Source organism: Sanguibacter sp. Leaf3 (assembly GCF_001425965.1).
Lineage (GTDB): Bacteria > Actinomycetota > Actinomycetes > Actinomycetales > Cellulomonadaceae > Sanguibacter > Sanguibacter inulinus.
Map to the genome: position 1 here is coordinate 1,338,806 of NZ_LMRH01000001.1, position 13,717 is coordinate 1,352,522.

14 protein-coding genes are annotated in these 13,717 nt (G+C 71.2%); 6 read left to right on the forward strand and 8 right to left on the reverse strand.

What is annotated here, in order from left to right; translation table 11 throughout:
• Window positions 1-46: 46 nt before the first annotated feature.
• Window positions 47-739, reverse strand: coding sequence for a Maf family protein (locus ASG53_RS05740; protein ID WP_056130772.1), 693 nt, complete (start codon window positions 737-739; stop codon window positions 47-49).
• A gap of 285 nt (window positions 740-1,024) precedes the next feature.
• Window positions 1,025-2,749 carry a DUF885 domain-containing protein gene (locus ASG53_RS05745; protein ID WP_056129588.1) on the reverse strand — a complete coding sequence of 575 codons (1,725 nt, stop codon included), beginning with the start codon at window positions 2,747-2,749 and terminating at the stop codon, window positions 1,025-1,027.
• Between the two features lie 129 nt (window positions 2,750-2,878).
• Between ASG53_RS05745 and ASG53_RS05750 the strand changes: the two genes are divergently transcribed.
• On the forward strand, window positions 2,879-3,658 hold the full coding sequence (locus ASG53_RS05750) for a vitamin K epoxide reductase family protein (RefSeq protein ID WP_082543815.1): 780 nt from the start codon (window positions 2,879-2,881) through the stop codon (window positions 3,656-3,658).
• A 6-nt stretch (window positions 3,659-3,664) separates the two neighbouring features.
• On the opposite strand, the gene ASG53_RS05755 is transcribed toward ASG53_RS05750, so the two are convergent.
• Genes ASG53_RS05755 through ASG53_RS05765 form a run of 3 tightly spaced genes read right to left on the reverse strand, consistent with a single transcriptional unit; the run spans window position 3,665 to window position 6,100 of the window.
• Window positions 3,665-3,901 (reverse strand): acyl-CoA carboxylase epsilon subunit, encoded by a 237-nt coding sequence (locus tag ASG53_RS05755; RefSeq protein WP_235533844.1) that lies wholly within the window; start codon window positions 3,899-3,901, stop codon window positions 3,665-3,667.
• Between the two features lie 13 nt (window positions 3,902-3,914).
• Window positions 3,915-4,505, reverse strand: coding sequence for a hypothetical protein (locus ASG53_RS05760; protein WP_056129591.1), 591 nt, complete (start codon window positions 4,503-4,505; stop codon window positions 3,915-3,917).
• The gene (locus ASG53_RS05765; protein WP_056129593.1) at window positions 4,502-6,100 is read right to left on the reverse strand and encodes an acyl-CoA carboxylase subunit beta; all 1,599 of its coding nucleotides are present in this window, start codon (window positions 6,098-6,100) and stop codon (window positions 4,502-4,504) included. Before ASG53_RS05765 ends, ASG53_RS05760 begins: the two co-directional genes overlap by 4 nt.
• Window positions 6,101-6,257: 157 nt before the next feature.
• On the opposite strand from ASG53_RS05765, the gene ASG53_RS05770 reads away from it, so the two are divergent.
• Complete coding sequence (locus tag ASG53_RS05770; protein ID WP_056129595.1) at window positions 6,258-7,106, forward strand: biotin--[acetyl-CoA-carboxylase] ligase; 849 nt, start codon at window positions 6,258-6,260, stop codon at window positions 7,104-7,106.
• Window positions 7,107-7,110: 4 nt separating this feature from the next.
• Window positions 7,111-8,190, forward strand: a complete 1,080-nt coding sequence (locus ASG53_RS05775) for an adenylate/guanylate cyclase domain-containing protein (protein WP_056129597.1) — start codon at window positions 7,111-7,113, stop codon at window positions 8,188-8,190.
• A 95-nt stretch (window positions 8,191-8,285) separates the two neighbouring features.
• On the opposite strand, the gene ASG53_RS05780 is transcribed toward ASG53_RS05775, so the two are convergent.
• A complete protein-coding gene (locus tag ASG53_RS05780; protein ID WP_082543816.1) occupies window positions 8,286-9,167 on the reverse strand; it encodes an SOS response-associated peptidase in 882 nt (293 codons plus the stop codon).
• A 303-nt stretch (window positions 9,168-9,470) separates the two neighbouring features.
• Between ASG53_RS05780 and ASG53_RS05785 the strand changes: the two genes are divergently transcribed.
• Together ASG53_RS05785 and ASG53_RS05790 are read left to right on the forward strand one after the other, a co-directional pair.
• Entirely contained in the window at window positions 9,471-10,007 is a 537-nt protein-coding gene (locus ASG53_RS05785; RefSeq protein WP_156382674.1) for a hypothetical protein, read from the forward strand.
• A gap of 126 nt (window positions 10,008-10,133) precedes the next feature.
• On the forward strand, window positions 10,134-11,366 hold the full coding sequence (locus ASG53_RS05790; protein ID WP_056129602.1) for a multidrug effflux MFS transporter: 1,233 nt from the start codon (window positions 10,134-10,136) through the stop codon (window positions 11,364-11,366).
• Window positions 11,367-11,432: 66 nt separating this feature from the next.
• Here the strand turns inward: ASG53_RS05790 and ASG53_RS05795 are convergent, their stop codons facing one another.
• Complete coding sequence (locus tag ASG53_RS05795; protein ID WP_056129605.1) at window positions 11,433-11,867, reverse strand: VOC family protein; 435 nt, start codon at window positions 11,865-11,867, stop codon at window positions 11,433-11,435.
• A 27-nt stretch (window positions 11,868-11,894) separates the two neighbouring features.
• Window positions 11,895-12,479, reverse strand: coding sequence for a TetR/AcrR family transcriptional regulator (locus tag ASG53_RS05800; RefSeq protein ID WP_056129608.1), 585 nt, complete (start codon window positions 12,477-12,479; stop codon window positions 11,895-11,897).
• A 164-nt stretch (window positions 12,480-12,643) separates the two neighbouring features.
• Here ASG53_RS05800 and ASG53_RS05805 point away from each other — a divergent pair, with 164 nt between their 5' ends.
• The gene (locus tag ASG53_RS05805; RefSeq protein WP_056129611.1) at window positions 12,644-13,663 is read left to right on the forward strand and encodes an NADP-dependent oxidoreductase; all 1,020 of its coding nucleotides are present in this window, start codon (window positions 12,644-12,646) and stop codon (window positions 13,661-13,663) included.
• Window positions 13,664-13,717 lie beyond the last annotated feature (54 nt).

The window sequence follows — 13,717 nt, forward strand, 5'->3', positions numbered from 1 at the left end:
CCTCAGGGGAGGTCCGAGGCCTCGTGCGGCGCTCGTCGTTGGCTGGTCACCACAGGTCGGTCCAGCGGACACCCACCTGGTCGAGCAGCTCGCGCAGCAGCGGGAGGCTGATCCCGACCACGCCGTGGTGGTCACCCTCGACCCCTGAGACGAAGGCACCGCCTCGCCCGTCGAGCGTGAAGGCGCCGGCGACCGCGAGCGGCTCGCCCGTCGCGACGTAGGCCTCGATCTCCTCGTCGCTCACCTGCGCGAAGTGCACGGTCGTCGAGCTGGTCGCGCCCAGGGTGCCGCCGGTGCCGCCGTCCTCGGGGTCACGCAGGTCGACCACCCAGTGTCCTGTGTGCAGGACGCCGGAGCGCCCGCGCATGGTGCGCCAGCGGGCGACAGCGGTCTCGGCGTCGGCGGGCTTGCCGAAGATTTCGCCGTCGAGCTCGAGCATCGAGTCGCAGCCGACGACGAGGTCGGGGAGCGCGGCGACGTCGGAAGGCTCCTGGTGAGCCTCGGCCGAGATCGTAGCCTCGGCAGGCGTCTGCTCGAGCGCACGGGTGACGTCCTCGGCCTTCGCCTGGGCGAGCAGCAGGACCGCGTCGGCGGGCTCGAGCGCACCAAATCGTTCGCGGCCCTCGGCGAGCACAGCGTCCTCGTCGACCGAGGAGACCCGGACCTGCGGGTCGAGCCCCGCGGAGCGCAGGGTGCTGAGGCGGGCGGGGGACGCGGAGGCGAGGAGCAGCGTGGTCACGCGCACAGCCTACGGGCGCGCGGTCGGGTGGTCCTCGTCGATGGACCTTCGTCCTGTTCTGTGGCCATTCGCGCGGGGGATGATCGATGTGTGTCGGAGGTGCCTCGATCGTCAACCCCTCAGCGACGCGAGGCCCTCCGACGCCTCGTCCGCGGGGCCTGAGGGGACCGGTGCTGCTCCAGCGCCCGCGACGCCCCGGTCCTGAGCAGGCGACGAGGCCTGCTCAGGACCGTGGGCCCCTCCACGGTGCAGGAGCCGGAGCACCCGAGCCGGGGTCGTGCAGTCTCAGGACAGGGCGTCCTTGAGCACGTCGAGCCCGACCGAGCCCAGGCTCAGGGCGCGGGCGTGGAAGGCCCGGATGTCGAAGGTCTCGCCGTGTGCGGCGGCCGAGGCCGACGCGGCGTCGCGGGTCTGCTCCCACAGCCGCTGCCCGACCTTGTACGACGGTGCCTGCCCGGGCCAGCCGAGGTAGCGGTTGAGCTCGAAGCGCACGAAGGCCTCGGGCATGTTGACGTTGGCGCGCAGGAAGTCCCAGGCCTTGGCCGAGTCCCAGGTGCCGCCGCCCCACACCTGCGGGGCCGGCTTGCCGAGGTGGACCCCGATGTCGAGGACCACGCGCGCCGCGCGCATGCGCTGCGCGTCGAGCATGCCGAGCCTGTCACCCGGGTCGTCGAGGAACCCGAGGTCGGCCATCAGGCGCTCGGCGTAGAGCGCCCAGCCTTCTCCGTGGCCGGAGACCCAGCAGGCGAGCCGGCGCCAGTCGTTGAGCGTCGCACGCTCGTAGACGGCCTGACCGCACTGGAGGTGGTGACCCGGCACGCCCTCGTGGAACACCGTCGTCTTCTCGCGCCAGGTGTTGAACTCGGTCACCTCGGGCGGCACGGACCACCACATGCGTCCGGGGCGCGAGAAGTCGTCGCTGGGCGGGGTGTAGTAGATGCCGCCGTTCTGCGTCGGGGCGATCATGCACTCGAGGGCGAGCACGGGCTCGGGGATGTCGAAGTGCACGCCGTCGAGGGCGCGGACGGCCTCGTCGGAGGTCTTCTGCATCCATTCCTGCAGGGCTGCCGTGCCGTGCAGGGTGCGCGCGGGGTCGGCGTCGAGCCTCGCGACGGCGTCCTCGACGCTCGCACCGGGACCGGCGATCTCCCGGGCGATGCTCTCCTGCTCGGCGATCACGCGCGCGAGCTCCTCGATGCCCCACTCGTAGGTCTCGTCGAGGTCGACCGTCGCGCCGAGGAAGAACCTGGACTGGAGCGCGTAGCGGTCCCGGCCCACGGCGTCCTGGGTGGGCGCCTGGGGTGCGAGCTCGTCCTGGAGGAAGGTCGCGAGCGAGCCGTAGGCCTCGCACGCCGCTCGGGCACCGCGCTCGAGGTCGGCCTGGAGCGCGGTCCCGGCGCTGTCCCCGCCGAGCGCTGCGCGAGCAGCCGGCCCGGTGACGAAGGAGGTGAAGAACGAGGTCGACGGGTCGGCGAGCTCGGCAGCCTGCTTGATCCCCTCGGTCACCTGCAGGACTGCGGCGACCTCGCCTGACGACGCCCGGTGGCGCAGGGACTCGACGTAGGAGGAGACCGACCCGGGCAGCGCGGCCAGGCGTGCCGCGATGGCCTGCCAGTGCTCGACGGTGTCCGTCCCGGTGATGTCGAAGACGTCGCGCATCTCCTGGAGCGGGCTCGCGATGACGTTGAGCGGCGCGTAGTCCTCGCCGGCCTCGTGGAGCTCGACGGTCAGCCCGAGGCGCTCGGTCATCGCGGCCTGGGTGACGACGTCGACGTCGTCGGCGGGTGCGATCGAGCGGACCTGGGCGAGCACGTCGCGGGCGAGCGCCGCGCGCTCGTCGACGGCTGCGGGGGAGTAGTCGGTGGCCTTGTCGTCGTAGCCGGGGATCCCGATCGCCGTCGCGGCGAAGGGGTCCAGCCTGGCGGCGTCCTGGACGTAGCGGTTGGCGACGAGGTCGATCTCCGAGGTGGGACGTGCGGGTGCGCCCTGGTGGGCGGAGTCTGTGGTCATGGGTAGACGCTACCCGGATCGTCTCTGCCAGGACGATCGTCCCGGAGACCGGCGAGGCCTGTGCACCACGATGGAGCCCAGAGCCGGGCGCTGCCTGGACGCTGCACGGGTCTGAGGGGACGAGCGCGCATGGTGACGAGCACAGGTGCAGCGGCACACAGCCGCGGTGCAGGCGAGGGCAGCAGGGCAGGCGGTGCCGCAGGTGCCCGGCGCTCAGGAGCCGACGAGGCCGAGCTGCTGTCGGCAGACGTCGACGACCTCACCGACGACGAGCTCTCCGACGAGCGGCTCGCCGCCGCAGCCGACGCGATCGTCGGCTTCCGCCACTCGGACCGCTGGATCTTCGGGACGATGCTCTTCTCCGCGACCCTCAGCCTGATCGCGGCCTTCGTGCTCTCCTACGACGCCGTCGAGCTCGCGGCGAACCCGACAGCCGTGCTGAGCTGCGACATCAACTCCGTCATCAGCTGCGGGACCGTGGCGCTCTCCTGGCAGGCCAGCCTCTTCGGCTTCCCCAACGCCTTCCTCGGCATGGTCACCGAGCCTGTCGTCATCACCATCGCCGTGGCGGCGCTCTCGGGCGTGCGGTTCCCGCGCTGGTTCATGTTCACGGCGCAGGTCGTCTACGCCTTCGGTCTGGCCTTCGCGCTCTGGCTCTTCAGCCAGTCGATGTGGGTCATCGGCGCGCTGTGCCCCTGGTGCATGCTCATCACCGTGTCGACGTCGCTCGTCTTCCTCACGCTGCTGCACTACAACATCCGCGAGAACAACCTCTACCTGCCGCCCGCCGCGCAGCGCAGGGTGCGGTCCTGGGTGCGCGAAGACTACGACCTGTACGCAGGGATCGCCTTCGTCGTGCTGCTCGCGACCCTCGTGCTGGTCCAGCACGGCACCGTCCTGTTCAGCTGAGACAGCTCAGCGCAGGCTCCACCGCCACGCGTCGGCACCGGCGGCCCGGGTCGCGTGGACCGCGCGGAGCGGCCGGGCCCACTCGGACCGCGGTGCGGCCTCGGTCGCAGGCTCCACGTCGCGCGACGCGACGGCGGCGAGGCTCGCGACGAGCGCAGCCACCTCGACGTCGTCGGGCGCCCCGCGGACCACACGCATCTGCGCCGCAGCGCGCAGGACGTCCTCGACGCCCGCCTCGCTCACAGCCCGTCCCCGCTCACTCGTCGTCCTCCGTGTCGTCGAAGAGGACAGGCACCGACCTGGATGCGCCCCACTCCGACACCTGGAAGCCCGCGTCGGTGAGCCGCTGCGTGATCGCCTCACCGCCCGCGTCGATCATCCCGAGGACCGAGTCCATCGACTCGTCCGACGGGCCCTCCGGCGGCCACACGAGGAAGCCGAGGTGGAAGGTGTCGGGCTCGGCGGACGACGTGTCGTCGCCGTGGTCGTCGGCGGTGTCGTCGTCCCACGAGAGCCCCGTGAGGTCGGAGTGCATGCCCAGACGCTCGTGCACGAGGTCGTAGAGCGCCGCGTTGAGGGTCGACAGCCGTGACTCGACCGCGAGGACCCGCGGGTCCTCGTCGGCCTCGTGCGCGCCGAACTCGGCGCGCACCCCCGTCGCGGAGTCGACGTAGGCGTGCAGCGCTGCGGCGATCTCGTCGACCGCGGCGTGCAGGTCGGTCGCGTCCACACCAGGCAACGGGTCCGGCCCGTGCGCCTCGTGGTCGTGACCGTCGTGGCCGTGGTGGTCGTCGTGCCCCTCGTGGTCGTCGCCGAAGGGCTCTGTCGCGTCGAACTCGTCGCTCATAGGGGGATGTTCCCGTGCTTCTTGGGGGGCAGAGACGCCCGCTTGGTACGCAGCGCCCGCAGGGCGCGGACGATCTGGATCCTGGTGTCGTGGGGCGCGATCACGGCATCGACGTAGCCGCGCTCGGCCGCGTCCCACGGGTTCACGATGGCCTCGTCGTACTCGTCGACCAGCCGCTTGCGCTCGGCGTCGACGTCGAGCCCCTCGGCCGCAGCCGCCTTGAGCGCGCCGCGCTGCAGGATGTTCACGGCGCCGCCTGCGCCCATCACGGCGATCTGCGCTGTCGGCCACGCGAGGTTGATGTCCGCGCCCAGCTGCTTGGAGCCCATGACGATGTACGCACCGCCGTAGGCCTTGCGCGTGATGAGCGTGACCAGGGGGACCGTCGCCTCGGCGTAGGCGTAGATGAGCTTGGCGCCGCGGCGGATGATGCCGTTCCACTCCTGGTCGGTCCCGGGGAGGAACCCGGGGACGTCGACGAGGGTCACGACGGGGATGTTGAAGGCGTCGCAGGTCCGCACGAAACGAGCGGCCTTCTCGGCGGCGTTGATGTCGAGCGTGCCGGCCATCGACAGCGGCTGGTTCGCCACGATGCCGACAGACTGGCCCTCCACGTGGGCGAAGCCGACAAGGATGTTGCGCGCGTAGAGCGGCTGGACCTCGAGGAACACGCCGTCGTCGACCACGTGCTCGATCACCGTGCGCATGTCGTAGGGCTGGGAGTCCGAGTCGGGGACCAGCGCGTCGAGCTCCAGGTCGGCGTCGGTGACCTCGAGCTCGGTGTGCTCGGGTGCGAAGGTCGGGGCGTCCGAGAGGTTGTTCTGCGGCAGGTAGTCCAGGAGGTTGCGGACGTAGTCGATCGCGTCGTCCTCGTCTGCGCCCATGTAGTGCGCGACCCCGGAGCGCTCGTTGTGCGTCTGCGCACCACCGAGCTCCTCGAAGCCGACGTCTTCGCCGGTCACCGCGCGGATGACGTCCGGGCCCGTGATGAACATGTTGGACGTGCCGTCAGCCATGACGATGAAGTCCGTGAGCGCGGGGGAGTACACGGCCCCGCCGGCGCTCGGGCCGAGGATGAGCGAGATCTGCGGGATGACGCCCGAGGCGGCGACGTTGCGGCGGAAGATCTCGGCGAACTGCGTGAGCGCTGCGACACCCTCCTGGATGCGCGCGCCACCGCCGTCGGAGATCCCGACGAGGGGGACGCCCGTGCGCAGCGCGAGGTCCATGACCTTGGTGATCTTCTGCCCGTGGACCTCGCCGAGGCTGCCGCCGAAGACCGTGAAGTCCTGGGAGTAGATGCAGATCTGGCGACCGTCGACCGTGCCGTGGCCGACGACCACGCCGTCTCCGGCGATCCGCCGCTTCTCGAGCCCGAAGTTCACCGAGCGGTGCTTCGCGAAGGCGTCCAGCTCGACAAAGCTGCCCGGGTCCAGGAGCGCCTCGATGCGCTCGCGGGCGGTCTTCTTGGAGCGGGCGTGCTGCTTCTCGGCGGCGGCGGTCTCGGGGGTCTCGACGGCGTCCTCGTAGCGGCGCGCGAGGTCGGCGATCTTGCCTGCCGTGCCGGAGGCCGGGGGTGTCGTTGCGTCAGTCACACGGTCGAGCGTAGTTGGTGGGAGCCCACGGTTCATGTAGCCGGGGCGGACTCGTTGCCCCGTGAGTCTTGGAGGGAACCTCCAACACGCGTGCCTCACCGCAGTGCCGGGTCTGCCGCGACAGGCTGCGCCCAGGACGCTGGTGCATGATGGGCGCATGGATCCAGACGTGCGCGCACCGCTCGACACTGCGCTCCTGCGAGACCTCCTCTGCGAGCCGCACGGGCCGCTGCGCAGGCTGGACGTGGTCGAGACCTCGGAGTCCACGAACACCGAGCTGGCGGCCGGCGTCGCCGCCGACCCTGCGGCCTGGCCCGCGCCCGCGCTGCTGGTCGCCGAGCACCAGGTGGCCGGTCGCGGCCGTGCCGGGCGGAGCTGGGCGACCCCGGCCCGCGCGGCGCTCACGGCCTCGCTGCTCGTGCGCCCGCAGGTGCCGCGCGAGCGCCTCGGCTGGTTGCCCCTGCTCGCCGGGCTCGCGACGGTCACCGCGCTGCGCTCGACGCTCGGGGTGCAGGCCGTCGCGAAGTGGCCGAACGACGTGCTCGTCCTCACCGACGAACCCGAGATCGAGGGCTGGGGCCGGCTGCGCAAGATCGCCGGGATCCTCACCGAGGTCCTCCCCGACGGTGTGGTGATCGGTGTTGGGCTCAACGTGTCGCAGACCCGTGAGGAGCTGCCCGTGCCGACAGCCGTCTCGGTCGCCCAGGTGGGCGGGGCGAGCATCGACAGGACGGTCATCCTCACGGCCCTCGCCGAGGCGTCGGTCTCGGTGCTGGGTCGGTGGACCGAGGCTGGCGGAGACGTGCACGCCTCCGGGCTGGCCGAGGAGGTCGCGGCGGTCTCGGCCACGGTCGGTGCCTCGGTCCGGGTCGAGCTCGCCGACGGCACAGAGCTGCGCGGTACCGCGACGGGGCTCGCGGCAGACGGCGCGCTCCTCGTCGAGGACGCCTCGGGGACTGTCCGTACCGTGCACACCGGTGACGTGTATCACCTTCGCCTAAACTGACCCGGTGTCAACTGATCAGCCCACACCCCCCGCACCTTCCCCAGCCGCGCCGGGCGCTCCGTCCCGCGTGCTGACCGACCACGGTCGAGCCCTCGACACCGCCCTCCTGGGCGGTCCCCGGACGCTCACGATCGACGAGCTCGCCGAGAAGACCCATCTCAGCCACGACTTCCTCAAGACCTACTGGCAGGCCCTCGGTCTGCCGATCCTCGGACCCGAGCAGGCCTCCTTCACCGAGGACGACGCCCAGGCGCTGCGTGACATCGCCGCGATCGCCGAGACCGAGCAGCTCTCGACACGCTCGCTGACGACGCTCGTGAGGTCTGTCGGCCACACGACCGAGCGCCTCGCTCTGTGGCAGGCCGAGGCCCTCGTCGAGCACATGGCCTCGCGCTACGAGCTCGACGACACGTCAGCACGTCTGCTCGTCCTCGAGAGGCTGCCGAGCCTCGCGCCGGTCCTCGAGGCCCAGCTCGTCCACGCCTGGCGACGCCAGGTCGCCGCGCTGGCCGGCCGCTGGTCGGTCGAGTTCTCCGACGCGCGGGCTGTCGACGAGACCGGGGCTGGGGAGCTGCCACTCCCGCGCGCCGTCGGCTTCGCCGACATCGTCTCCTTCACCACCAGGACCGCCAGGCTGCGCTCCTCCGAGCTGTCGGACTTCGTCTCGGACTTCGAGGCCGGGGCCCGCGACGTCATCACCGCTGCCGGGGGGCGCGTGGTGAAGACGATCGGTGACGCGGTCCTGTTCATCGCCGACGACGTGCGGACAGGTGCGCAGGTAGCGCTCGGCCTCGCCCGCGCAGGCCGCGACGGCGAGCTCGAGAACGTCCCGCCGGTCCGGGTCTCGCTCGTCTGGGGCCGGGTGCTCTCCCGCTTCGGCGACGTCTTCGGGCCGTCGGTCAACCTGGCGGCCCGGCTCACGGCCGAGGCAGACCCGGGCACCGTGCTGCTCGACCCCGCGACAGCCGCGCTGCTCGCCGGGGACGCCGACTTCGCGCTGACCGAGAAGCCGCCGCGCGAGGTGCAGGGGCTCGGGCAGATCGCCCCCGTGCGCCTCCAGCGGGCGTACTCACCAGGATCTTGAGCGGGCGGTCCGCCGACGGCGCGTGCGGACCCCGCACCGACGACTGACCATGAGCGGACAGGCGTCGGGCGGGCGCCGGATCTGCCGGGCGAGCGCTAGAACAGCGCGTCGGGGACTGTGTCCCAGGCATCGGTCGGGGTCCCGCCGCCTGCACTGCTCGCACCGGCTGCACCGGCTGCACCGCCTGCGCTGCCAGGGTCGCTCGCGCCCGCGGCGACAGGGGCGAGCAGCTCGGGGCCGTGCGCGGCGACCCGGTTGACCGCCGTGCTCACGCGATGGTGAGCCATCGCCGGGGGCGCTGTGCCCAGCACGTCGAGCGCGACGCCCATGCCCGCCACGGGGTCCAGCCAGGCGTCCCAGTGCTCGGGACGCAGGGCGACAGGCCGTCGCTCGTGGATCTCTGCGAGACCACCCGTCGCCGCGGCCGTGACGATGGTCGTCGTCGTCAACCACCTGTCGGGGTCGTCGGGCGAGCGGGTGGGGTCGCGCCAGAACTCGTAGAGCCCTGCGAAGGCCAGCACGGCGCCGTCGGCCGGGTGGATGTAGACGGGCTGCTTCGGGGCGCGTCCTGCACCTCGTGCCGTCGGACCCGTCGGCAGCCACTCGTAGTAGCCGTCTGCCGGGACCAGGCACCGCCGTGACACGAGCGCCTCGCGGAAGGCAGGCTTCTCGGCGACGCTCTCCGACCGCGCGTTGATCATCTTCGCGCCACTCCTCGGGTCGCTGGACCACGACGGCACCAGTCCCCACCGCGCCAGCCGGAGCGACCGCTCGACGCTCTTCCGGGGGCTGCCGGGGACGGACGACTCCCGGGCGCGGTCGACCACGATGCGGACGGCATCGGTCGGCGCCACGTTCCACGACGGTGGCAGCGTCGTGATCGGCTCGCCGAGCAGGACCCCCTGGATCACCCCGTGCACGGCAAAGGCGTCGGCGAGGTCCTGGGCCTGCCGGAACGAGGCGTAGCGTCCGCACATCGCACCAGGATCGCACCCCTGGCTGCCAGGTGGGAGCGCCGCGTGCCTCGAGCGCTTGACTCGTCCTCGTCAGGTCTCGTCTCCGGCTCGCCGCAGCGCCCAACCACCACTGTCGGCCACCTGCCCGCCGTCCCCTTCACACTCTCTCCCAGGGCCGACCGGGTGACTCCCGAACCCTTCACCACATGACACCCGCCCAGATGCTCGCCTCTGGAGGTCTGACAGGGCATGATCGTTCAGGACGGTCGAGCAGCGGTGGACCGGACGGGCAGTCCGCACCGCGCAGAGCACAGGAGGTCGGCGGTGAAGAGCCCCAGGGACGCATCGATGGTGGTCGCTGCCATCGTGTCGGCGGCCCTCGTGGTGGGCCTCGCGTCGATCACCTCCGGAGGTGCCGTGGCGAGCCTCGCACGGAGCGCAGACACCGAGACCACGGTCCAGGTCGACGAGACCGTCACCGCGACGCCCGAGCCCATCGAGCCCTCGGCCGAGGCGAAGGAACCCTCTCCCTCGACGGTGACCGTCGACCCTGACGCGACCGTCGAGGCCACTGGCTCCGAGCTCTCCGCGACCGACGTCGTGACGCCCTCCGACGTGCACACCTCCCGCGCTGACGCCCAGGCGCTCGCGGACCAGGTCGGCGAGGAGACAGGACGCACGGTCGTGCTGGTGTTCCAGGAGAAGACCGTCGACGGTCGCTCGACCACGTGGACGCACACCGAGATCCCTGGCCGGGCTCCCTTCGTCGCCTCCGAGGAAGACGTCTTGGTGAGCCGTGTCACGGAGTGGATCGACGCGCAGAAGGACCCCGAGGCCTTCGAGCTCATCGTCGACGAGTGATCGTCTCGGTCTGACCCGTCGTCGCCCCCGGCCCGCGCCTGGGTCATGGCGTAGCGAGGATGCTCCGACCCCTGCGGTTCACCCGCCGGTCTCTCTCGTGCCTGGTCGAATCGTTATGATCGACGGGTGACAGACCCGTCCAGCGCGAACGACAAGCCCCAGTACACCCCCAACGCCAAGTACGTCCTCATGCTCGGTGCGCTCGCGGCGCTGCCCGCGGTGACGACCGACATGTACCTGCCGTCCTTGCCGACGGTGGTCCAGGACCTCGGCACGACCGACACCGCCGTGCAGTTCACGATGTCCGGGATGCTCATCGGCGGCGCTGTGGGTCAGCTGGTCATCGGTCCGTTCTCCGACAGGTTCGGGCGACGGCTGCCGCTGCTCATCGGCATCACCCTGCACGTGGTCACCTCGTTGCTGTGCGCGATCGCGCCGAACATCGGCGCGCTGGTCGCGCTGCGGGTGCTCCAGGGGTTCTTCAACGCTGCGGCGTCGGTCGTCGCCATCGCGGTGATCCGTGACAGGTTCACGGGGTCTGAGGCGGCGAGGCTGCTGTCGAGGCTCATGCTGGTCATCGGGGTCGCGCCGCTGCTGGCCCCGAGCATCGGCCAGGCGATCGCCGGGACCTTCACCTGGCGAGCGGTGTTCCTGGCGCTCGCACTCATCGGTGCGCTGCTCGTGGTCATCGTCTGGTTCTGGATGCCGGAGACGCTGCCGCAGGAGCGCCGCCGGGTGGCAGGGTCCCAGGGAGCGCTGCGGTCCTACGCGGCGCTCCTGCGGGACAGGCGCTTCTTGGCCCTCGCGGTGCTCCCGGGCCTCGGCATGGCCGTGATCATGAGCTACGTCGTCGGCTCGCCCTTCGTGTTCCAGCAGGAGTACGGGCTGAGCCCGACGCAGTTCTCGCTGCTCTTCGCGGTCAACGGTGTCGCGCTGGTCCTCTCGGCGCAGCTCAACGCCAGCCTCGTGCGGCGGGTGGCCCCGATCAGGATCTTGCGGGTGGCGATCGTCGTCCAGCTGCTGCTCTCGCTCGTCCTGCTGGTGGTCGTACTCACCGGGGTCGGGGGAGTGGTCGGGGTCCTCGTCGCGCTGTGGCTGGTGCTCGGCATGCAGGGGCTCATCCCGGCGAACGCGTCGGTCCTCGCGCTCGGTGGCTACGGGCACATGGCCGGGACGGCTGCTGCGCTCATCGGCTCGATGCAGGCGGGTATCGCCGGGGTCGTCAGCCCGATGGTCGGGGTGCTCGGCGGTGACTCGCTGGCCATGACGACGGTGATCATCAGCGTGATCGTCATCAGCCTCGTGGTGCTCGCGACCGCGACCCCGGCCTACCGCAAGGGCGGCTGGCACACGATCTGACGGGTGGGCAGTGTCTGACTGGCCGGCGCGGTCCGACGCCCGAGCGTGGCGTCGGACCTGCCGGGCTCAGCGGCTGACGCAGAACTCGTTGCCCTCGGGGTCGGTCATGGTGATCCACGAGTGCGGCCCCTGCGACGCCGTGTGCAGGTAGGTCGCGCCGCGGGCCTCGAGGGCTGCGCGGACGGTCTCGAGGTCGTCGTCGCCGATCCTGACGTCGAGGTGCATGCGGTTCTTCACGGTCTTCGCCTCGGGGACCCGCTGGAACAGCACGCGCGGGGTCCCGGGCGGCCCGTTGACGAGCCGGATGGCTGCTCCCTCGGCCCAGACGAGCACGCCGTGGTGCGTGGTCGTGTCGTCGAGGGACGCGTGGCCCTGGTCGATCATCGAGCGGATGAAGGCCTCGTCGCTCGGCTCGACGGTCCACCCGAGGGTCTGTGCCCACCAGTCCGCGAGGGGGTGGGGAGCTGCGCAGTCGACGGTGACCTGGAAGGAATAGCTCATGGGGGGACGCTACTCCGGTGGGGTGCGTCAGGACAGGGCTCGGACGACCTCTCCGGCGGTCTCGAGCAGCGCGAGAGCCTCGGGCTGGTTGATGCGTGCGACGACCATCGCGCCGATGCTCAGCGATGCCAGCACCCGGGCTGTGCTGTCGAGCTCGGGCTCGCTCAGCCCTGGGTGCCCGGCGGCGAGCGCCGTCCGCAGTGCGGCGGTCAGCTCGGAGCGGTAGCCGTCGACGACGTCGCGGGCGGCGGGGTCCTGGGCGGCGAGACCGGCGGTGCTGTTAACGAGCAGGCACCCGCGGCGCGGCGAGTCGTCGGGGAGCGCGGCCACGGCGGCGTGCAGCGAGGTGAAATAGCCGAGCAGCGCCGCGGTGCCGGTGCTCGGTGCCACGAGCGGGGCGAGCCGTGGGCGGATGACCGTCGTGAGGTAGTCCTCGACGGCTGCGTCGAAGAGCCCGCGCTTGCTGCCGAAGGCGTGGTAGAGGCTCGACCTGTTGAGGCCTGTGCTCGCCTCGAGCTCGGAGAGCGAGGCGCCGTCGTAGCCGTGCTGCCAGAACACGTCGCGGGCGGCGCGGACGGCTGTGGTCGTGTCGAAGCTCTGCGTGCGACCCATGACGGTCTCTCTTCTCGTGCTCGGTGCTGCCTGTCCCCGCGTCGCGGGCGGCGACGGTCTGGGTGATGCTCGGAGCTGGTGGTGTGACGGCCGTCGCGTCTGCGGCGAGCTGGACCCTGCCCTATAGTGGAACGATCGGTTCACAATAGCAGAGGACGTTCATCATGACGCAGCCCGTCACCAGCACCCAGATCCAGCTCGTCTCCCGCCCAGAGGGCTGGCCGACGGCTGAGAACTTCCGCACCGTCACCGTCGAGCTCCCCGAGCTCGCTGCGGGCGAGGTCCGCATCGAGAACGAGTTCATGTCGGTCGACCCGTACATGCGTGGTCGCATGAACGACGTGAAGTCCTACACGCCCCCCTTCGCCCTCGGCGAGACCATGACCGGTGGCGCTGTCGGCCGCGTGGTCGCCTCGACGTCGGACGACGTCCCCGTCGGGTCTGTCGTGGTGCACCAGCTCGGCTGGCGCGACGTCGCCCAGGGCCCGGCGGCAGGTGTGCGCGTCGTCCCCGAGGTCGACGGCATCCCCAGCTCGGCGTACCTCAGCGTGCTCGGCATGACAGCCCTGACCGCCTACGTCGGCCTCCTCGAGATCGCCCACCTGCGTGAGGGCGACACCGTCTTCGTCTCCGGCGCTGCTGGGGCCGTGGGCAGCATGGTCGGGCAGATCGCCCGCCTCAAGGGTGCTGCCCGCGTCGTCGGCTCGGCCGGGTCCGCTGAGAAGGTCGCGCTCCTCACCGAGCGCTACGGCTTCGACGCCGCCTTCAACTACAAGGACGGCGACGTCGCAGGTCAGCTCGCCGCCGCCGCCCCCGACGGCATCGACGTGTACTTCGACAATGTCGGCGGCGAGCACCTCGAGGCTGCCCTCGGTGCCTTCAAGGACGGCGGGCGCGCCGCGCTCTGCGGTGCGATCTCGCAGTACAACACCACGGGCGAGGCCACAGGCCCGCGCAACATGGCGAACATCGTCACCCGCGGGCTGATGCTCCAGGGCTTCACCGTCGGCAACTACACGCAGCACTTCCCGGCCTTCATGGCCGACATGACCGCGTGGGTGACCGCCGGCGACGTCGTCTTCGACGAGACCGTGGTCGAGGGCCTGGACCACGCCGTCGACGCGTTCCTCGGCATGATGCGCGGCGAGAACGTGGGCAAGATGGTCGTCAAGACCGCACGCTGAGCGCCCCGAGCGCCAGCACAGGCATCACCCGATCGACCACCGAGAAGGAGAACG